Annotated in this window: 17 protein-coding genes, 1 tRNA gene and 1 pseudogene; 9 read left to right on the forward strand and 10 right to left on the reverse strand. The window is 41.8% G+C overall.

The features are described 5' to 3' along the window. Positions 1–55 precede the first annotated feature (55 nt). From pilB to nadC, 6 genes are all read right to left on the reverse strand, one after another. Entirely contained in the window at positions 56–1,738 is a 1,683-nt protein-coding gene (gene pilB, locus ACXAC4_RS02360; RefSeq protein WP_475158734.1) for a type IV-A pilus assembly ATPase PilB, read from the reverse strand. A gap of 135 nt (positions 1,739–1,873) precedes the next feature. Next, positions 1,874–2,482 (reverse strand): dephospho-CoA kinase, encoded by a 609-nt coding sequence (coaE, locus tag ACXAC4_RS02365; protein ID WP_475158735.1) that lies wholly within the window; start codon positions 2,480–2,482, stop codon positions 1,874–1,876. 27 nt (positions 2,483–2,509) lie between these two features. Beyond that, positions 2,510–3,400 (reverse strand): prepilin peptidase, encoded by an 891-nt coding sequence (locus ACXAC4_RS02370; RefSeq protein ID WP_475158737.1) that lies wholly within the window; start codon positions 3,398–3,400, stop codon positions 2,510–2,512. Positions 3,401–3,435: 35 nt separating this feature from the next. After that, the gene (locus tag ACXAC4_RS02375) at positions 3,436–4,671 is read right to left on the reverse strand and encodes a type II secretion system F family protein (RefSeq protein ID WP_475158738.1); all 1,236 of its coding nucleotides are present in this window, start codon (positions 4,669–4,671) and stop codon (positions 3,436–3,438) included. A 51-nt stretch (positions 4,672–4,722) separates the two neighbouring features. Then, on the reverse strand, positions 4,723–5,223 hold the full coding sequence (locus ACXAC4_RS02380) for a pilin (protein WP_475158740.1): 501 nt from the start codon (positions 5,221–5,223) through the stop codon (positions 4,723–4,725). A gap of 560 nt (positions 5,224–5,783) precedes the next feature. After that, positions 5,784–6,650 carry a carboxylating nicotinate-nucleotide diphosphorylase gene (gene nadC, locus ACXAC4_RS02385; RefSeq protein WP_475158741.1) on the reverse strand — a complete coding sequence of 289 codons (867 nt, stop codon included), beginning with the start codon at positions 6,648–6,650 and terminating at the stop codon, positions 5,784–5,786. Between the two features lie 128 nt (positions 6,651–6,778). On the opposite strand from nadC, the gene ampD reads away from it, so the two are divergent. Continuing rightward, on the forward strand, positions 6,779–7,348 hold the full coding sequence (ampD, locus tag ACXAC4_RS02390) for a 1,6-anhydro-N-acetylmuramyl-L-alanine amidase AmpD (RefSeq protein ID WP_475164034.1): 570 nt from the start codon (positions 6,779–6,781) through the stop codon (positions 7,346–7,348). A 7-nt stretch (positions 7,349–7,355) separates the two neighbouring features. Continuing rightward, positions 7,356–8,207, forward strand: a complete 852-nt coding sequence (gene ampE / locus ACXAC4_RS02395) for a beta-lactamase regulator AmpE (RefSeq protein ID WP_475158744.1) — start codon at positions 7,356–7,358, stop codon at positions 8,205–8,207. Positions 8,208–8,235: 28 nt separating this feature from the next. Here the strand turns inward: ampE and ACXAC4_RS02400 are convergent, their stop codons facing one another. After that, positions 8,236–10,740 (reverse strand): PilZ domain-containing protein, encoded by a 2,505-nt coding sequence (locus tag ACXAC4_RS02400; RefSeq protein WP_475158745.1) that lies wholly within the window; start codon positions 10,738–10,740, stop codon positions 8,236–8,238. A 203-nt stretch (positions 10,741–10,943) separates the two neighbouring features. On the opposite strand from ACXAC4_RS02400, the gene radA reads away from it, so the two are divergent. Next, positions 10,944–12,314, forward strand: a complete 1,371-nt coding sequence (gene radA / locus ACXAC4_RS02405; RefSeq protein ID WP_475164036.1) for a DNA repair protein RadA — start codon at positions 10,944–10,946, stop codon at positions 12,312–12,314. A 15-nt stretch (positions 12,315–12,329) separates the two neighbouring features. Further along, the gene (locus ACXAC4_RS02410) at positions 12,330–13,253 is read left to right on the forward strand and encodes a hypothetical protein (RefSeq protein WP_475158747.1); all 924 of its coding nucleotides are present in this window, start codon (positions 12,330–12,332) and stop codon (positions 13,251–13,253) included. A 76-nt stretch (positions 13,254–13,329) separates the two neighbouring features. Here ACXAC4_RS02410 and ACXAC4_RS02415 read toward each other — a convergent pair whose 3' ends face one another. After that, complete coding sequence (locus ACXAC4_RS02415) at positions 13,330–13,827, reverse strand: RDD family protein (protein WP_475158749.1); 498 nt, start codon at positions 13,825–13,827, stop codon at positions 13,330–13,332. Between the two features lie 252 nt (positions 13,828–14,079). Between ACXAC4_RS02415 and ACXAC4_RS02420 the strand changes: the two genes are divergently transcribed. Then, positions 14,080–14,164 (forward strand) — tRNA-Leu (locus tag ACXAC4_RS02420). Positions 14,165–14,458: 294 nt separating this feature from the next. Here ACXAC4_RS02420 and fldB read toward each other — a convergent pair. Next, complete coding sequence (gene fldB / locus ACXAC4_RS02425) at positions 14,459–14,980, reverse strand: flavodoxin FldB (RefSeq protein ID WP_475158751.1); 522 nt, start codon at positions 14,978–14,980, stop codon at positions 14,459–14,461. Positions 14,981–15,059: 79 nt separating this feature from the next. On the opposite strand from fldB, the gene xerD reads away from it, so the two are divergent. Then, a complete protein-coding gene (gene xerD, locus ACXAC4_RS02430) occupies positions 15,060–15,986 on the forward strand; it encodes a site-specific tyrosine recombinase XerD (RefSeq protein WP_475158753.1) in 927 nt (308 codons plus the stop codon). Positions 15,987–16,045: 59 nt separating this feature from the next. Here the strand turns inward: xerD and ACXAC4_RS02435 are convergent, their stop codons facing one another. Beyond that, positions 16,046–17,194: a hypothetical protein gene (locus ACXAC4_RS02435; RefSeq protein WP_475158755.1), complete on the reverse strand. Its 1,149-nt coding sequence runs from the start codon at positions 17,192–17,194 to the stop codon at positions 16,046–16,048. 109 nt (positions 17,195–17,303) lie between these two features. Between ACXAC4_RS02435 and ACXAC4_RS02440 the strand changes: the two are divergent. The 3 genes and pseudogenes from ACXAC4_RS02440 to recJ form a co-directional block, all read left to right on the forward strand. After that, positions 17,304–17,528: pseudogene (locus ACXAC4_RS02440) on the forward strand (tyrosine-type recombinase/integrase); the annotation flags it as partial. Between the two features lie 59 nt (positions 17,529–17,587). Next, the gene (gene dsbC / locus ACXAC4_RS02445; protein ID WP_138562678.1) at positions 17,588–18,325 is read left to right on the forward strand and encodes a bifunctional protein-disulfide isomerase/oxidoreductase DsbC; all 738 of its coding nucleotides are present in this window, start codon (positions 17,588–17,590) and stop codon (positions 18,323–18,325) included. Between the two features lie 144 nt (positions 18,326–18,469). After that, the gene (gene recJ, locus ACXAC4_RS02450) at positions 18,470–20,197 is read left to right on the forward strand and encodes a single-stranded-DNA-specific exonuclease RecJ (protein WP_475158756.1); all 1,728 of its coding nucleotides are present in this window, start codon (positions 18,470–18,472) and stop codon (positions 20,195–20,197) included. Positions 20,198–20,401: the final 204 nt, after the last annotated feature.

Here is a 20,401-nt window from a genome sequence, read left to right on the forward strand (position 1 = left end):
AAAACTAATGCGCTTTGCTACCTGATACTCGCACCTAGGTTTGAGTATCTAGAGTTTAGAAACTGGTGACTCGGTTTATTTCGGCAAGAGAAGTCACACCAGCAGCGGCTTTTTTCAGACCCGAAATACGTAAATTAGCGAATCCTGCTTTTGCAGCCATTTCAGCGATTTGAATCGAGTTACCACCTTCCATAATGACTTGTGCGATTTCAGGCGTGATCTTCACCACTTCATATACACCAACACGGCCTTTGTAGCCTTCGGTACAGTGATCGCAGCCATTGGCTTTGTATAGCGTTATGTCGTTGATCCCTGCTTTGACAAAACCTTGGCGATTGAGCTCTTCTTCAGGCAAGGTTTCAGGCGTTTTACACTTAGGGCACAAACGACGCGCTAGACGCTGTGCGATGATCAAGCTGATCGAGCTTGCCACGTTATAAGCGGGTACACCCATATTCAATAGACGGGTTAAGGTTTCAGGTGCTGAGTTGGTGTGAAGTGTACTCATTACCAAGTGACCCGTTTGTGCTGCCTTAATAGAGATCTCAGCGGTTTCTAAGTCACGGATCTCACCAACCATGACCACATCTGGATCTTGACGTAAGAAGGCTTTGAGCGCATTGGCAAAGGTCATCTCTGCTTTTGGATTGATCTGAACTTGGTTGATACCTTCAAGGTTAATTTCAACCGGATCTTCCGCAGTACTGATATTGCGCTCTGGTTTATTGAGAATATTTAAACCCGTGTAAAGTGAAACAGTTTTACCAGAGCCCGTTGGACCTGTTACTAAGATCATGCCTTGTGGCTGTGCCAGCGCATCCATGTAGAGTGCTTTTTGCTCTGGTTCGTAACCCAACACATCAATGCCTAACATGGCGCTCGATGAGTCAAGAATACGCATTACTATTTTCTCACCCCACAAAGTAGGTAGGGTACTGACACGAAAATCGATACTTTTACGATCTGAGATCTTTAATTTGATACGGCCATCTTGCGGTTTACGCTTTTCGGCGATATCCAAGCGAGACATAACCTTGATACGGGCTGACAAACGCGTTGATAAACTGGTTGGCGGGCTTGCCATTTCATGGAGCATGCCATCGATACGAAAACGAATGCGGTATTTATGTTCGTAAGGCTCAAAGTGTAAATCTGACGCGCCTTTTTTAATGGCATCCATTAAAATCTTATTGATGTAGACAATGATAGGGGCATCATCTTTGTCTTTTTCATCGTTGGTGTCTTGCTGCTGTTGAGTCTCTTCAACATCCATGCCTGAGAATTCTTTAAAGTCATCCTCACTCATGGATAGGCCGCCATTGGCATCGAATAGTTGATCTATCTTTTGCTCTAACTGTTTGTAATCAACCACCACCACTTCACATTGTAAGCCAGTGCTAAATTCGAAGTTTTCAAATGCACCATAATCAGTGGGATCAGAGGTGGCGATATACAGCTTGCGACCTTTTTTGACTAAGGGCAGTAAATGGTGCTGGCGGATCAGCTTTTCTTTAATAAGCTCTTTTGGTAGCTGCTCAACGTCAAAGTCACTTAGGTCAAACATTGGCACTCTAAAGAGATCTAGGCATTGTTCAGCCAGCTCTTGACCTGTCATCCCACTACATAAACAGATAAGCTCTGCCGTAGACTGTGCTTCGGTCTGCTTTAATTTTAATTGCTCTGCGGTCACACGACCGAGTGTAATAAATTTCCGTAAAAGGGGAGAGTGATGTTCCATAATGCCTCTATGACGACTTGAACTTAGTTTAGCTTAGCAAAAAATATCAAAGCAAAAAATAGACCTAACTCAAAGTATTACTTTTATGCTTAATGAGTGCTCAGTACGAGCTGCCGAATAATAAAGACCAATAAACTATTTACTTATTTCAGCTTGTTGCAAAAAAGCGTGGTGTAATTCTTCAACATCTAAAAGGACTGAACTAATTTCACGATGATTATCAAGAATTGAATCGGCCTTTTGTAACTTATCTTCCCGTGACATTTGTGCGGCAATAATGTTCTTTACTTGCTCAGTACTGACTGAATCTCTGTTTGCTGTGCGTGCTAGTTGCACCTCAACAGGCACATCCACCAATAAAGTGTGGTCGCAGAGTGCATCGAGTTTGTTTTCGAAAAGTAGCGGTGCACTTAACACCACGTAAGGACTTTTGGCGTTGGTTAGCTGCTTTGTAATATTTTGACGGATCAGTGGGTGTAGCAAATTATTTAACCAGCTTTTTTGTTCTGAATCGGCAAAAATAATTTCACGTAACTTAGCTCGGTTGAGTGAGCCATCATCTAACAAAATAGCGCTACCAAAGTGCTGCTCGATGGCGCTTAGACCATCACTGCCAATTGCTACGACATCTCGTGCAATGACATCGGCATCGACAATTTCAATATCCAGAGAAGCAAGGTGATTAGAGACAAGAGTTTTACCTGCGCCAATGCCCCCTGTTAGTCCTAAAATCCAGTTACTCATACTTGTTTACCTGAAAAATGGGCTGACTTAGCCTAAAAGAGAAAAGTACCAAGTTTGAATCTCGGTGCCATAGAGCATAGCGAGCCAGCCCGCGATGGCTAAATATGGGCCAAATGGAATAGGTGTGCTGTGCTCTTTACCTTGCACAGCTAATTGAATGCTGCCTATTACAGCGCCAACAACACTGGATAATAAAACAATGGTCAAAATTGCTTGCCAACCTAATAGTGCACCAAAAATAGCTAACAGCTTAAAGTCACCATACCCCATGCCTTCTTTACCTGTAAGTAGCTTAAATACCCAAAACACCGTCCATAAACTTAAGTAGCCTACCGCAGCACCGACAATGGCTTCGCTGGGTGGAAGGGTATAGCCCAAAACACTAGCAATTAACGCTAACCAGACTAAAGGAAGCGTGAGTTGGTCGGGCAATAACATGTGATCGATATCGATAAAAATAAGCGCCACGAGTACCCAGGTGATAAAAATATAAAGCAAGCCCAGCTCAGTTGCACCAAACTGCAATGCAATCCAAAGAGAGGCAAGGGCAGTGCCTAACTCTACTAGTGGATAACGAACAGATATTTTTGCTGAGCAACTGGCGCATTTGCCTTTTAACATCAGCCAGCCCAATAATGGAATATTATGCCAGGCTTTAATTGGAGTTTTGCAGTGTGGGCAAGTCGAGTTAGGTTTAATCAGGTTGAAAGTGTCGTTGCTTGATGCTGTTTGCTTGCTAGAGTTTGCCAATTCATCGACCAGTGAGATACGGCACTCTTGCTGCCACTCTCGTTGCATCATGAGCGGTAGACGGTAAATCACCACATTTAAAAAGCTACCAATACACAAACTCACTAAACCAACGGTCAAAAGAAAAAACCACTGCTGGTTTTGCATTAAATAAATTACTTCTTGCATTAAAATGTCACTTTCTAAAAGGTAGAAAACTGGGCTTAAACCACAGAACCCAGTTGGAAGATAGGTAAGTACATGGCAATAATAAGGCCACCTACAAGCACAGCAAGCACACTCATAATTAACGGCTCTAACAGGCTAGATAGGCCATCAACTGCATCATCGACTTCTTGTTCGTAAATGTTAGCCACTTTTTCTAACATGCCATCGAGTGAGCCAGACTCTTCACCGATAGAGACCATCTGTACCACCATATCTGGAAAGAGTTTTGAATTGCGCATCGCCCAGTTCATTTGGTTACCTGAACTAACCTCGGCTTTGATTTCAGTAATAGCATTTTTATAGATCACGTTACCCGATGCGCCTGCGGCTGAATCTAGTGCATCAACGAGAGGCACACCTGCTGCAAATGTCGTAGAGAGTGTACGCGCGTAACGTGCTACAGCAGCCTTGTGTAAGATCATACCGACAACGGGTAATTGCAATACCAAGCGGTCATTGAAATGGCGCACGGCAGATGAGCGGATCAAAGCCTCTTTATACGAATATATACTGACCCCGATAACCAACAAGAACACCCACCAGGCATCTTGCATAAACTCTGATATACCAATCACAAATAGGGTAAAGGCAGGGAGTTCAGCACCAAAACTGCTGAAGATATCTTGGAACTGCGGTACCACGAAAATTAGTAGGATAGACGTTACTATCAGTGCGACCACAACGACCGCAATAGGGTAGAACATGGCTTTTTTAATTTTTGACTTTAACGCTTCGGCTTTTTCTTTATAAACGGCAACACGGTCAAAAATTTTATCAAGGGCACCAGACTGCTCCCCTGAGTGAATGAGGTCACAATACAGCTCGTCGAAATAACGCGGGTAAGCACGCAGAGATTTCGCCAGTGGCTGACCGGCTTTTACCTCATCGGCAATGCCGCCAATGAGTTTACTTAAACTTTTGTTTTTTGCCCCAGATGAAATCATTTCTAAAGACTGAATAAGCGGTACGCCCGCAGTCAACATGGTGGCAATTTGTCGGGTGAAAATCGCAATGTCTTTGGCGGTAATTTTTTGACCGCCTGCACCTATGCCAAACAAAGGTTTAGGCTTACGTTTAACTTTTGAAGGGGTAATGCCTTGTTTACGAAGCTGGGCTTTAACAAGGGCAATGCTGGTACCGGTCATTTCACCTTCGAGCTTTTTGCCTCGGGCACTTAAACCAGTCCATTGAAAGGTATCGAGTTTATCGGCGGTATCTTTATCTGTTTTCATAAACAACCAAAAAGGGCTGAATAAACAGCCCTTTAAGTTAGTGCGTTAAGATTAACGGCAGCTAGCTGGTAAGTATTTGGCTTCAACACCATTAGTACCAGCTGAAGCACAAACCCAAGCTCTCACAGCAGATAATTCACCACCAGTAGCTGTGTGAAAGTTTTTTGCAGCAGCAGCAGTACTAGCGTCAGCATTTAGGTAAGGAGTTAGAGTAATGTTTACGTTAGTACCTAGCTGAGGAATATTTTGAGCTGCGATAGTGATTACACCGTCAGCTGAAGTTTGAACTGATGCTACATACTGTGAAATACCACCAGTAGGTGCAGCTTCACCACAACCAAAGCCATTGGCACTTGGAGCTGCTCTTAAACCTGTTTGAGAAACTTCTGAAATCGCTGTTTTACAAGTCGTACCTGCAAGAATTACTTCACTCACTTTAGCGCGAGCTGTGTAATCTTGATAAGCTGGCAATGCGATTGCAGCTAGAATACCGATGATTGCAACTACAATCATTAGTTCGATTAGGGTAAAACCCTTTTGATTTTGCGTCATGATGTGTCTCCTAAAGGAAAAATGCTAACTCACCGTGGTAAGCTAGGTTATTAAATAGTTATAAAGTTTGTATCAATGGATAAAGTTTACACCCATTGTATTGCAAATTTATAGTGCTAACTCATTTAATGGGGCTCCCACTATGATGGCTGTTGATTGTTTGTAAAAAATACCTAAAACAATGCGCCATACATGGGTTGTTAGCGTACGTATCACCCTTCTTTAAGGTTCAACGCATTACCACCATCTCAATTAAAGTTTAGATTTTTTATTTAATTAAAATCACCAATATTAGGTTATCGGCAATTTTGTATTTAAATAAACGACAAACTTAATTATTTGCTACTCTAATTGTTAAACTTGATATTAACAAGAGTAAATAAGAATTAATTCTTATTTTAAGAGCTGGGGCTAATTATTTTATACAGGTAATGAACTATATTAATATATATCTCAAGGAAAAAATTAATAATTTGTTACCAGCATATCAAAACCCGCTCATTAAATTCTCTTTAAAATCAATTGTCAACATTTATGCACTTATCTTAGATTACAGCCAATTACACTTGCGTGTTATTGAAGCGCATTGATAGGTCGATACTCTGCACATTTTTAGTCAGTGCACCACTTGAAATATAGTCGACACCCGCCTGTGCGTATTCGGCTAAGATTTCTATGGTCATATTACCCGAGACTTCAAGTTTAGCGCGCTGTGCTGTCACTTCTACGGCTTGTTGAATTTGTGGTACGCTAAAGTTGTCTAGCATGATGATGTCGCTACCAGCTTCAATGGCTTGCTGTAGCTCGTCTAGATTTTCAACTTCTACTTCAACTGGTTTAGCTGGGTGATTTAATTTAGCTTGTTTAACTGCAGCTGCAATACCGCCACAGGCTGCAATGTGGTTTTCTTTAATTAAGAATGCATCAAACAAACCAATACGGTGGTTTTTACCGCCACCACAAGCCACGGCATATTTTTGTAATGCACGAAGACCCGGCACAGTTTTGCGTGTATCAAGGAGTTGAGTATTACTGTTTGCCAAAGCTTTTACATAATGAGCTGTGGTTGTTGCGGTGCCTGAAAGCGTTTGTACAAAGTTCAAGGCGGTACGCTCAGCGGTTAAAATGGCACGTGCTGAGCCTTTAGCGGTAAATAGTTGGCTATTCGCTGCAACAAAATCCCCATCATTGACGAGTACTTCAACTTCAACGCTTGCATCAACCTGTTTAAATACCTCTAAAATTAGGGCTTTACCACAGAATACACAGTCTTCACGGGTGATCACATAAGCGTTGGCTTGCTGCGCTTCAGGTATTAACTGCGCTGTAATATCACCATCGGCAGCCGATTGAAAGTTGAGGTCTTCATTTAAAGCTTGTGTGACTAATTCACTAATAAGAGCAGGCGTAAGAAGTTGGTTTTGCATACTAAGCGTCACTTATGTTGTCTAATTGCATTGTGCGAGAATTAAATTTTACTGCTTCCAAGAGTTTAAGACAATCGCGCTAGTGAAATTTCGTAAAGCTTGTTAAGGTTAGCCTATTATTGAAGCAAATGGTTTTAACCGTGAAACACACAGAGTTTTGCTTGCCAAATTCAAGCTTTAGGGTGACGCAAAGGCCTTGTACTTTTTTTGATGAGAGACCGAATGAGCAAGATGTCAACTTGCTGGTGGTTCATAATATTTCTCTGCCCGCGGGGGAATTTGGTACTGAACATGTAGATGCGCTATTTATTGGTAATATAGATTGTGCAGCACATCCTAGCTTTACCGATTTAGAAGGGCTAAAAGTGTCAGCACATTGCTTTATTAGACGAGATGGGCAAGTGCTGCAGTATGTGCCATTTAATAAGCGAGCATGGCATGCAGGTGTGTCGGAGTTTAAAGGTCGACAAAGGTGTAATGATTTTAGCATTGGTATTGAATTAGAAGGCACAGATACAACGCCTTATACCGATGCACAATATGTCGCTTTGACTGCCTGCACGCGTTACATCATGCAGCTGTATCCTGACATTTCTCCAGATCGCATCGTTGGGCATTGTGATATTGCACCAGGTCGAAAGACAGATCCTGGAGAAGCTTTTGATTGGCAGAAATTTTTTAAGTTGTTAAGTGAATGAGTAAATTATGATTTTGATCTCAATAATTTTAGCGCTGGCCATTGAGCGGCTAGGTGCCCGAGATGCGCATTGGCAGATTGATCATTACAGTAATAGCTACCTCAATATGAGTCAGTCGTTATTGCAGAATAGTTCATTATTAAAATCGCCATTTGCATTTGCGTTATGGGTTTTATTACCTGCTTTAGGTGTGTATTTTGTGATGGACTTTGCCGACTTCTTCCTCTTTGAGTTGGTATTAAATGCGCTATTATTACTTGTCTGTTTTGGCTGTGCTAAACCACGCGCTTTGTATAAGGGCTATTTAAATGCGCTTACGCGAGGTGACAGTGAAGGTGCAACGTTATATGCACTTCAGTTAGGCCAACACCGTACTGAAGATCAACAAGGCGGTGAATGGGTTGGTCAAACGCTAGCTTGGGTCAACTTTAGACATTACTGTGCGGTAATTTTTTGGTTTGTTGTGTTCGGTGCCCCAGGCGCAGTGATGTATGCTGTTACGCGCAGCTTATTCGACCAAGCTCAGCAAAGTGAACAAAGTATATTGACTGCGCGCAGTAGCGTATTAGCCGACATGCTTTATTGGTTGAACTGGTTACCTGCGCGTATTACCAGTTTTGGTTATCTGATAATTGGTAACTTTTCAAAGGGCACGGGCTGTTGGCTGAAATATGCGTTAGATTTCAAAACCCCAAACCGTAAAGTAGTGACCAGTACAGCGCTTGCCGCTGAGCAAATTGAGCAGCAATACGCGGGCTGTACTTACGAAGCCACCTGTATGATGCGTTTGGTTAAGCGTAATATTTTGTTTTACTTGGCACTGATTGCCTTACTTACACTGTTTGGTGGCGTTGCTTAAAACGTCTTACTGAGACGGTGAGTAATAATTACATAGGAAGTGACTCAAACCAGAGTCGCTTTTTTTCTGTCATTTTTTCGATTAAGTTCTCTTCAACCTCAAGTGTCGGGATCACTTCATCGGTAATATCGATAAGATCGCAGACTCCTGCTACATTCCACAATGATTCTTCTAAATCTTTTGCCTTGTGAAGTGCATAATGGCTTACATATTTCAGTTCATTTGCTAGGTAGTCGGTATCAGGGCGACCTGTTTTAGATACCTGTAGTTGGAATACAAATAAGATCTCTTTTCTAAGCGCTTTTTTGATAAATAAAAACAGGCTATCAAGTGAGTCTTCATCCCTCAAAACTTGGCTTTTGACGGCGTCAACTAGGGTTTTCTTGTCTGGATCAAAGCGTATAAATAGAGTGTATTTGAGCGGCTTATTTTGTCGTGTTTGTTTACGCAGCGCTTCTGAAAGTTCATCTTCAATAAAATTAGCAGGGAAAACCGGCGCGATTTCTATTTGTTCATCACTACTTTGGTTGAAGTGCTCTAAAACTTTGTGCAGCTTAGTCGAGTATAGGCCTCGGCCTACAGCACCAATGTTAAAGTGCGCCGATTCTTTATGTAAGTATAAAGGAAACTGGCACACACTCTTGGTGATCATATTACGCAGTGCTGTAGATAACCCTGGGATCTTTGGCGTCTCTTCACAGGCTTGCAGCTTGCTTTTGTTTTTATCAATGAGTTGCGTAAAAAACTCAATAGCTGGGTGCTTATTTTCAGATACCTTATGTACTTTTAAATTAATGATCGTTTTTGATTTACTGACCGCCATGACTTGATAGCGTAAGTGTTTTAAATCATGTTTCTTGGTGATTTTCTGCAATTCTGGCAAGTCGATATAAACTAAATCTCCTTTTTTCGCATCAGTGGGAGAATTAAGCTCGACTTGAAGGCCCATAACAGACAAATCACGTGTATGGCCTTCGATTAAAGTGTGGCTGTCGACATGAAAAGTGGTGCCTGTTTTATATAGGTAGCGTTTATGTGCGCGCAGATTTACATATTCTAGCGCTACAACTTCCAATGCTGGCGGAGTGGATGACTTACCATGGCCAAAGTGTTTGAGTAAATTGACTTGCCCAGCATCATATTGATGCTTTTTATATTCTGCGGTGCGACGCAGATCTGTGATATCAGTCAGTAGCATTAGGTTTTGTACGTCTTGAATAAAACCTTGTACTCGAGGTGTTGGCCTTTTATTCAATTTTTCGAGCGACTTGCCGGCACTGGCAGGAAGTGACAGCGGAATAAAAGCATCTTCATGGTAGCTTGGCATGAGCTGTACTTTAAAAGCGCGCCAGCTGTCTTTTTGGGCGCCAAACCCAAAGAATAACGAATTAAGGCTTGGCTCTTGCTTTAGTTCGAAATCAAAGGCCGAATAATAGTAAATTTTACCGCCGTTTGAGTGAGTAAAAGTATACAGCACCGCCTCTTTTACTGGGCTATGAAGGCTATTTAAATAGGCCAGTCGCTTTTGATTAAAAATACTATATAAACACGACTTTTTTCTTTCATCTTCAAAGTAATAATGAATGAAAGCATTGTTTTCGTTGGTTAGCACCATTGAAGGGAGTATGAGTTTGTTATTAACCTTGCTGAGAAATACAAACAATGAGCTGACTCGTGGTAAATAATACTGCTCATAGCCTTTGCACACAACCGCATCCATGGTGTTATCTAAATTGATTTTATAACGGCGCTTGTTACCGTGTATGAAGCTATTTAAGAAATCATCAAAGCCCTGATTGTTCTCAACAAATGTTCGCTTTAAGCGTACAAATTGATATTCATTATTTACTGGTTCTACAGCAACGACTTCATATTGAATACCGTCTTTGAGGCCAAGCTCAAAATCTTGTTCAAGTCCTACTAATCGAATGCTCAGTAATTGGCCTTTCTCAAAAACGGCTTTCGGGTGCACTTTGATCTTCGCACCGCTTAAGGAAATATCTGATGTATTGGCAGAAATAATATTATTCTTAGATACTTCAACCGTTATTTTGATTGAGTAATTCATTCGCTCTTCAATACGACTTTCATAAGAAGCGAATTTGATTAACTTAGCCCCATGCGTGAGTGTGGGCGTTGGCGTGTCAGCATCATCTTGCGCTTGTTGTTGCGCGCGCTTTTGCATGACTCTATAGTTATTGTCGGTATGCGTGACTGCTTCATATACCGCGAGGGTATACTTACCGTGCTTAGCAATCTCTTGCTCAAAAACAGCGATGGCTAAATCGTCCATAAAGTGCTGCTTGCCATCGTGAATATAGGGTTTTACTTCACCAGAAACCTGCCCGCGTAAATCGATAAATCGAGCGATAGGTTGGGATAGGCGAGACATTTCCATTTTGATCAAAAACTGATCTGGCTTAGACAGGTGGGCTGTTTTTTGCGCAAAGAGCCCATCAAAGCCAGGCGAGCCTAACTGTTGCTTGAGTTCTTCTATCAAAGGTTGATATTGTTGCAGCTTATCTTCAGCCATATAAAACCATTTTACTTACCGTGTTTTGTAATCGTACAAATACCGGCATTAATTTTCTTTTAGATTTCTTAGTTAATACTATGACAATAATTAGACATAGTTAACTTATTCTTGAGCAATAAATGAGTAAAGTGCCAGATTTATATGACAAAACTGAATATAATTTTACTCAGCAAATTTTAAAGCAAAAAGTGTGCCTTAGTATGGGAAAGAAAAAAACAGCATTTGTATGTAGTGAGTGTGGTGCCGAATTTGCCAGATGGCAGGGCCAATGCTCTGAATGTAAGGCTTGGAATACCGTCACTGAATTTAGGGTGCCGAGTGTTAAGTCAGCACCTCGCAGCTCAGCGATGGCAGGCTATGCGGGCATGATTGATGCTAAGGTGCAGACGCTTGATGAAGTAAACCTTGAGAGCTTACCGCGTTTTTCGACTGGCTTTAAAGAGTTTGATCGTGTGCTTGGCGGTGGCGTTGTTCCCGGCAGTGCAATTTTGATCGGTGGTTCACCGGGGGCAGGTAAAAGTACCGTTTTACTGCAAACCATGTGTTTACTTGCCGAGTCGATGAATACCTTGTACGTCACTGGTGAAGAGTCACTGCAACAAGTTGCCATGCGTGCCCACCGTTTGGGGCTACCAACTAACAAATTGAAAACCCTTGCAGAAACCAATGTTGAGACAATTTGCCAACTGGCTTTACAAGAAAAGCCGAGCATCATGGTGATTGACTCAATTCAGGTGATGCATATGAGCGATGTGCAATCGGCGCCGGGCAGTGTCTCTCAAGTTCGTGAAAGTGCCGCCTACTTGACGCGTTTTGCGAAACAGAATCAAGTCGCCATTATTATGGTAGGTCATGTAACCAAAGACGGTACTTTGGCGGGCCCTAAAGTATTAGAGCACTGTATTGATTGTTCTATTTTATTAGAAGGCAGTAGTGACAGCCGTTTTAGAACATTACGCGGTAATAAAAACCGTTTTGGTGCAGTGAATGAATTAGGCGTGTTTGCTATGACAGGGCAAGGTCTAAAAGAAGTATCTAACCCATCGGCTATTTTCTTGAACCGGGGTGAAGAGCAAACGCCGGGCTCTTTGGTTATGGTCATTTGGGAGGGCACACGCCCGCTACTTGTTGAAGTACAAGCCTTGGTTGATTATTCCCAGCTAGCCAACCCGCGCCGTGTTACCGTTGGTTTAGAACAAAACCGTTTAGCGATGTTATTAGCCGTATTGCACCGCCATGGTGGTTTGCAAGTGTCAGATCAGGATGTGTTTGTGAATGTAGTTGGTGGCGTTAAAGTGTCTGAAACCAGTGCCGACTTGGCTTTGATCACCGCGCTGGTATCGAGCTTTAAGAACTTCTCACTCGATAGACAACTGGTTGTTTTCGGCGAAGTCGGACTAGGTGGCGAAATTCGCCCGGTACCAAGTGGTCAAGAAAGATTAAGAGAAGCCGCGAAACATGGTTTTAAACGTGCTATTGTACCTAATGCCAATAAGCCAAAAGAGCTTATTGAAGGGATGGAAGTTATAGGCGTGAACAGTCTAAGCGAAGCCCTGGATGCGTTATTTTAATCAGGAAGTTAAAACATGAAAAAACCGCTTATCGCGATTGCTGTTATTGGCACAATAGCAGCGGGTTACGGTGTAACTCAATATAAAGCCAATGAAAAACTAAATAACGAGATTGCCAAGCAGATCTCTGTTTTTGAAGAAACATCAGGTTTTTCTGTTGATTACAAAGAAGCAAATTACTCATTGCTTAGCCAAGAAGTCAGCCTGAAAGACATTCAGTTTAAAGGCCCGGAAGGTGAAGACCTCGCTGTGATTAGCCAAATCATCATTGAAGGCTATGAAACTGACAAGATTAGTCCATATACATCAATGGATTTACAAGGTTTACGTTTTGCGCAGCCTCTCATTGAGCAAGCACAGCAAACGGCACCGTCAGAGTTATTAAATGCAAGCTATGACATCACTTCAAGCTTAAAGTATGACGAAGCCAGCGGTAAAAGCGACTTCGACATTGGCTTTGTTGCTGGAGAAGTTGCCTCTATGGATATGGCCTTCTCGTTAGGTAACTCTAAGTCATTTATGGAAGTGTCTCTAGAGTCGCAAAAACTGCAATCTCAAAGTCCACTGACTATGGAGCAAGAGCTGCAACTTCAAAGTAAAATGATGATGGCAATGCAAGAGCTGCAACCGCAATCATTCAACTTTACGTTTAATAACAAAGGTCAGTTCGATACTGTTGTTGAGAAACAACTGTCTGCGGTTCAATTAGATAAACTGACGTTTGTGCAACAAGCACAGATGCAAGTAGATATGCTGCCGCTTGCTGAAGATTCAAAGTCTGAATTAATGAACTTTGTAAATGGCTTAAATAGCTTAAATATTTCAATGCAACTAAACGAAAACAAAGCGGTATCGCAACTTGCAATGGAATTGGCTGGCCTAGCTCAGCAGCCTGAAAAGTTAGCAGAGTTTCTTAACTTACAAGTTAAAGGTAGTTAAGCAACTGCATTACTTTAGCTTAATATTAAAAAAGGCTTCAGATTTGAAGCCTTTTTTGTTTCTTTCGTTTTTAGATCTAATCTAAGCTGTTATAGACTCGCTTGTTTTCTTCTTTGCTTAGTAATAATACTTCTGTGCCACAGATCATATCTTGCAGCGCACGCTTTTGTTTAAAGTCGACGAGTACCAGTAAATTACCTAAACCTAATAATGCGAATAAACTACGCGCCATGGCCTTCGGCCAAGACAGTAATTGACCGTCGGGAGTTTGAACTTTTAAACGCCATGCTCGCATACCAATGGTTTGACCGCTTTTAGTCCAAAAGTAGCTGAAGAAAACCATACTGACTAAAACTAACAATACACTGCGAAGACCGTATAGCAGAGGAGTGGATTGAATCAGTGCAGACACATCTTCATGATCGCCTAATGAAATCATACCTAGTGAAATGAAGCCCTGAATAATGAGCAGATAAGCCACGGTAGTTAGCATAGCAAACGCGATCACGACTAAACCGTCATACATTAAAGAAGCAAGTCGGCGCATTAATCCAGCGCGAGGAAATTCAGACATCTTAGCCAACACTTAAATAAGAAAATAATGCAGCTATTTTACACAAAGCCAATGAAAATGGCGAAACTGCTGTTTATAAAAGTTAAGCGATTAAAATATCAGCAGTTAAATGAAGCAATAAAAAAATTGCTTGCTCCCACTAGGGGATGTTTGTATAGTGTTTTGCACAGAGATGAGGGCATAGAAAAAAAGCCTGAGCTCAAAGTGGTTTTTCTTTATTTTCTCTTGGTTAGAAGATCAAAGAAAAATTATGCCAGTGTGATGGAATTGGTAGACATGACGGATTCAAAATCCGTTGCCTTCGGGCGTGGCGGTTCAAGTCCGCCCACTGGTACCACTTTTTATATAACCCTAACCGTTTGGTTAGGGTTTTTTTATGCCTGAAATTTGTTGAAAGCATCGCACTTTAAAACTTCGGTAGCACCGACTTTACGTCGGGTCATTTATTTTACTATTTAGTGAAGTGAACTTGAGCGCCACGTGGGTGGCGCTAATACAGTTTCAGAGCCCGCCTATTTGTACCCGTTTTTATATAACCCTAACCGTTTGGTTAGGTTTTTTATGCTTGAAATTCGCGTAACAAAAAGCCGCGATAAATAACGCGGCTTCAACTAAACTTTTTGGCTTTTTCTTACAACGTCTCACTATACTCAGTAAGTACTTGCTCAACCCAAGTAGCAATGCGTTTGTCACTTTTTTCGTACTGGCTGTCTTCATCTAAAGCCAAGCCAACAAAGTGCGACTTATCTTCGGTCAGTGCTTTTGAGGCCTCAAACTCGTATTCATCGCTATTTGGCCAGTAGCCTAAAAAGGTCACACCCTGTGGTGTGATTTTATCGTGTAGCATGCCTAGGGCGTCTTGGAACCACTGGCCATAACCCTGCTGATCGCCCATACCGAATAGCGCGATGGTTTTACCTGCTAGGTTGACGTTTTCGATGTCGTCCCAGATTGATTCCCAATCTTCTTGTAGTTCACCAAAGTCCCATGTCGAGATGCCGAAGATTAAAAAATCGAAATTTTCAGCGTCTTTTAAGTTCACATCTTTAATGTTGAACATAGATAGGGTGTCTTTGCCGATGATGTCTTGAATTTTTTCAGCGGCCATTTCGGTATAGCAGGTGGTTGAACCATAGAATAAGCCAATTTGCATGCGGTTTATCACTTCTTATAAGGCTGATATGATGGGGCAAATTTTACCTGATGACACTTTAAATTGATACAGGCGACCAGTGAGCGATTTAGCAGATTTTGAAAATGACATAACCGAGCAAGAAGATGTGATAGAAGCATTTATCGATGTGCTTTTTCTTGAGCATGGTTTGAGTGAAAATACCTTAGCTGCTTATCGCACCGATTTAGAAAAGTGCGATGCTTTTATGAAAGCAGAACAAGGTAGAGAGAATCTACTTGAAGTAACGCAACAAGATATTGAGCAATACTTGGCGCACCGAGTCGATTTGGGTTTAAAGCCTCGTAGCACCGCCAGAGCGATCAGTGCGTTAAAACGTTTTTACTTGCACTGGGTGAAGACGCAAAAAATCTCAGCATCACCTATGGTCAATATCGCATTACCAAAGACTGGGCAGGCAATCCCTAAAACACTCACCGAGAACGAAGTCGAAGCCTTACTTGATGCGCCTAATGTTGAAGACCCTATGGGGCTTAGAGACAAAGCCATGTTAGAGCTATTATATGCAACAGGTTTACGTGTCACTGAGCTGGTGGGTTTACGTATGGAGCAAATTAATTTGCGCCAAGCCGTGGTGTTAGTGCGTGGTAAAGGTGGTAAAGAGCGCATGGTGCCGATGGGAGAAGAAGCGCAGCACTGGATAGAGCTATTTATTCAGCAAGGTCGTGCTTTAATGATTAAGCATGCCACTGACTTTGTTTTCCCATCAAAACGTGGGATAGGTATGACTCGTCAAACTTTTTGGCATAGAATCAAACACTATGCTATTTTGGCAAACATAACGTCGCCATTATCGCCACATACGTTGCGTCATGCCTTTGCAACACATTTGTTGAATCATGGTGCTGACTTACGAGTCGTGCAAATGATGTTAGGCCACAGCGACTTATCGACGACACAAATTTATACTCATGTAGCGAGTGAAAGATTGAAATCGCTGCATCAAGAACATCATCCAAGAGCTTAAAGCTTAGGGTAAATATTGCCAGAGTAACTATATAAATCTGGCAATATGAGTTAACACTTTTAGTCGCTAGGACATGGGCCCTCAAAAGAAAACAATTCATTTCCATGTAAATCGTAATAAGTGTGCTTACAAAACGAGCCTCCGTCACCCCCTCCACTTAAAGGATAGTGATTTAAGCTCGGTCCTGTATACCCAGAGTCATCAGGGGTTGAATATTTGTTTCCTGTTGGGCTAGAAACTGTCTTTGCAAAGGTTTTATCAATGGCTTCAGCTAAGCATTTTGAAAAAGAATTTGCGTTTAAAATACCATTTTTACCACCACTTGATCTGAGAATACCTAGCGGGTACCCCCCAATAGATGTTGCTCTTTCATTTGTAGAGACTTTAACCCAACCATCAATTAACTTTAGGTCAAAAACAACTTGGTTCTTTTTGCCTTGGCCATAATATTCAGATTTATACGTAAAATCAGTAATCACGTTTTTTGTTTTGTCGACATACTCAACAGTTCCGCCAATACCAAAAGAGCTTAAAGAAGCTTCAAAGTTGGCTCCTATTATTCTTATGTATTGAAAAGTGCCTTTAAAGTTTTCATCTATTACAACTTTATCATTCGCTTCAACTTGAATGTTTGCTTTTGCTGTTAGGTTATGAGCTAAATTCATCGCCTTCATCTCAGGGCTGTTGGCACAGCTACTCATTATTCCCACTGAGTTTTCATCAGTAATGGGGTGAATTGATTGAGATGTGTTAGCAGAAGAGGTGTACGTATTGATTTTAAAGTTACGATTAAGACTACGGGTTACATTTGTGAGTACTTTATAGCCATTGGTCGTACTAGTCAGTAATGTACGTATTTCATTTGGAATATTGTTTAGGTCTTGAACATATGGGGTTAAGTCATATCTAGGCTGGCCCTGATTATTATGACCCACTTTAAAAGCATAGGTTTTATCTTGTTGAACATCGTGAATGACCAGCTTTTTTGGGGTTGACCAACATTGTTCATGCACAATATCTTCAAAATTATTGCCTACATCGTTACGACATTGCATTTGAGGTTGATATTTAAATCGCTGGGCTATCTTTTTAGCTTCAACATAGCTGCAATCATCACAAATAACGGCTTCATAGAAGTTGCTAGGTTTAGCTTCTGAACTTAGAGGCATTAAAAATAGCAATAAGAGTGGTATAACAAAAAATTTCATAAGAGTTCCTTCTTAAATGAATGTTTGTGGAAATATGAAGCTTATGTGACATTTTGGGTTTTACAAATATTTTCTGTGGGTTTAATACTCTAGAAATTGGCGAGACGTTTGGCATAGAATCAAACACTATGCTATTTTGGCAAACATAACGTCGCCATTATCGCCACATACGTTACGTCATGCCTTTGCAAAACATTTGTTGAATCATGGTGCAGACTTACGAGTCGTGCAAATGATTTTAGGCCACAGCGACTTATCGACGACACAAATTTATACCCATGTAGCGAGTGAAAGATTGAAATCGCTGCATCAAGAACATCATCCACGTGCGTGATGGAATTTTTTTGAATTTATCCGGTCATACTGGGTAGCAACGAAATTTATGAGAACAGAATGAAAAAGTTAATTTTAGCTGCAGCAATGGCGTTATCTACAGGCGCAATGGCTGAGCAAGTGACTGCTCCTTTAGCTGACGCAGTAGAAACAACAGTAAGCCCAATCGAAACTCAGTTAAATAACTTAGGCTTAACAGTTAAAGCAATTCAAGATAGCCCAGTCGCTGGCTTAAGTACGGTTTTAACTGACAAAGGCGTATTTTACGTAAGTCCAGATGGTCGTTACCTGGTTCAAGGTACGATGATCGATGTTGAGAATCGTGAAAACTTAACTGAATCAGCTTTAAGTGGTGTTCGTAAAGACGGCGTAACTGAGTACGAAGACTCAATGATCGTTTATAAAGCTGAAAACGAAAAGCATCAAATTACAGTATTTACAGATATCACGTGTGGCTACTGCCGTAAGTTACACCGTGAATTAGATGATTACTTAAATGCGGGTATCACAGTTAAGTACCTTGCATTCCCTCGTGGTGGTTTACGTGGCAAGGGCTACAAAGACTTAATGAATGTGTGGTGTTCTGAAGATGCAGCAAAAGCATTAACAGAGGCAAAAGCGGGTGAAGAAGTGGCAGAAGTTAAAAATTGTTCTGCACCTGTGGCTGAGCACTACCAGTTAGGTCAGAGCTTTGGCATTTCTGGTACGCCAGCAATCATTTTAGAAGATGGTTCGATTATTCCTGGTTACCAACCAGCAGCGGCATTGGCGCAAGCGTTAGACGGTAAGAAGTCATAAGCGATAAAATTCGCTATAATCACCGTATTATTAAAAAGGCCTAAGGGCCTTTTTTTGTTGTCTGTTAAATCTTTGTTTTAACGTTTTAATGCTTATCCTCTTAATTCAGTATTATTAAGAGCAGGTATAAGGGTAAAAGAATAAATGCAAACCGTGATAGCAACACGTGAGCGCGTGGATGACAGCCATCTTCCTGCGCATCTTCATCCTGTAATTAAACAAATCTATGCAGCTCGTGGTGTTAGCGACCCTGTTGAGCTCGACAATCGTGCTAGCACCTTATTAAATTTCAACTTATTCAAAGATATGGATAAGGCCTGTGCTTTGTTGGTCGAAGCATTGCAACTGCAAAGTAAAATATTAATCGTGGGTGACTTTGATGCTGATGGCGCAACCAGTACCTCAGTACTGATGGAAGGGTTAGCACTGTTTGGTTTCCAGCATGTCGATTATCTTGTGCCAGACCGCTTTAGTTTGGGTTATGGCTTAAGCCCTGCGTTGGCAGAGCAAATTGTTACTATTGCGCCTGATTTAGTGATCACCGTAGATAATGGTATTTCTTGTATCAGTGGCGTTGAGATTGTCAAAAATGCCGGTATTAAAGTGCTTATCACAGACCACCACTTGCAAGGTGAGCAACTGCCTAATGCCGATGCCATCGTCAACCCAAATCAGCATAGTTGTAATTTCCCTTCAAAAAGCATTGCGGGTGTGGGTGTGGCGTTTTACTTGCTGGTGGCGCTGCGTCATAGTCTTCGTGAGCTGCAATATTTTACGACTCAACAACCTGAACCAAATTTAGCAGAGTTACTCGATATTGTTGCACTAGGCACGGTTGCTGACGTTGTGGCACTCGATGCCAATAATCGCACATTGGTTTATCAGGGCCTAGCACGTATTCGTAGTGGTAAAACCCGACCGGGGATCACCGCACTGATTGAAGTGGCAAAACGCAACGCAGCGCGTTTATCTGCTAGTGACTTTGGTTTTGCACTCGCGCCGCGTCTCAATGCTGCTGGCCGACTCGATGATATGAGTCTAGGTATCGCCTGTTTGTTATCGAAAGACATCAACCAAGCAAGGCGTATTGCGGGCGAACTTGATGCACTTAATCATGAACGCCGTGAAATTGAAGCGGGCATGCAGCAAGAAGCGCAAGCCGTGCTGGAGCGCTTGGTATCGGCACAACAAAGCGTGCCTGATGTTGTCTGTTTGTATCAAGACGATTGGCACCAAGGGGTGATTGGTATTTTAGCCGGGCGCTTGAAAGAGCGTTATCACCGTCCGGCAATTATTTTTGCACAAGGTGACGAGGGTGAAATAAAAGGCTCATGTCGCTCTATCGAAGGGTTGCATATGCGTGACCTACTTGAGCAAATTAACACTCAGCACCCAGACCTAATTGCTAAGTTTGGTGGTCACGCTATGGCGGCAGGTTTAACCATTTTAGAGCGTGACTTTGAACGTTTTAAAACGGCGTTTACTGATGCCGCCAGTGCGATTTTGACCGAAGAGCATAAGCAAAGTGTGCTTCTGACTGATGGTGAGTTGCCTGCGACCTGTTTCAATCTAGACTTTGCGCAACTGCTTCAGCAAGCAGGGCCTTGGGGTCAGCAATTCCCTGAACCTGTATTTGAAGGCGTATTTGAACTCATTCAGCAGCGTATTGTCGGTGAAAAACACCTAAAATTGGTACTAAAACACAGCTCAGGTCAGTTAGTTGATGCCATTGCCTTTAACATTGATGTAAAAGCTTGGCCAAATACAGCTGCACAATACGCCAGATTGGCGTATCAGCTCGATATAAACGAGTTTAGAGGCAAGTTCTCATTGCAATTATTAGTGCGAGAAATTCAAGCACAACCCGCATAAATCCATTTATAGGGCACAGATTGTCTGTTATCATGGCGCGTTTAAAAATCACGCGCCTTTTTTATGAGCTGAAAAAGCATTCAGCCATTGATATTATACCAATTGCATTAAACTTCGAGTCGTTTATTGCGACAGAAAAAAAGGTTAATAACGAGGATGAAATTTCGACATATAGTAGTTCTATATTAGAAGTTTCAGACAAAG

The sequence above is a fragment of the Pseudoalteromonas sp. AWM4_233 genome (genome assembly GCF_056158285.1).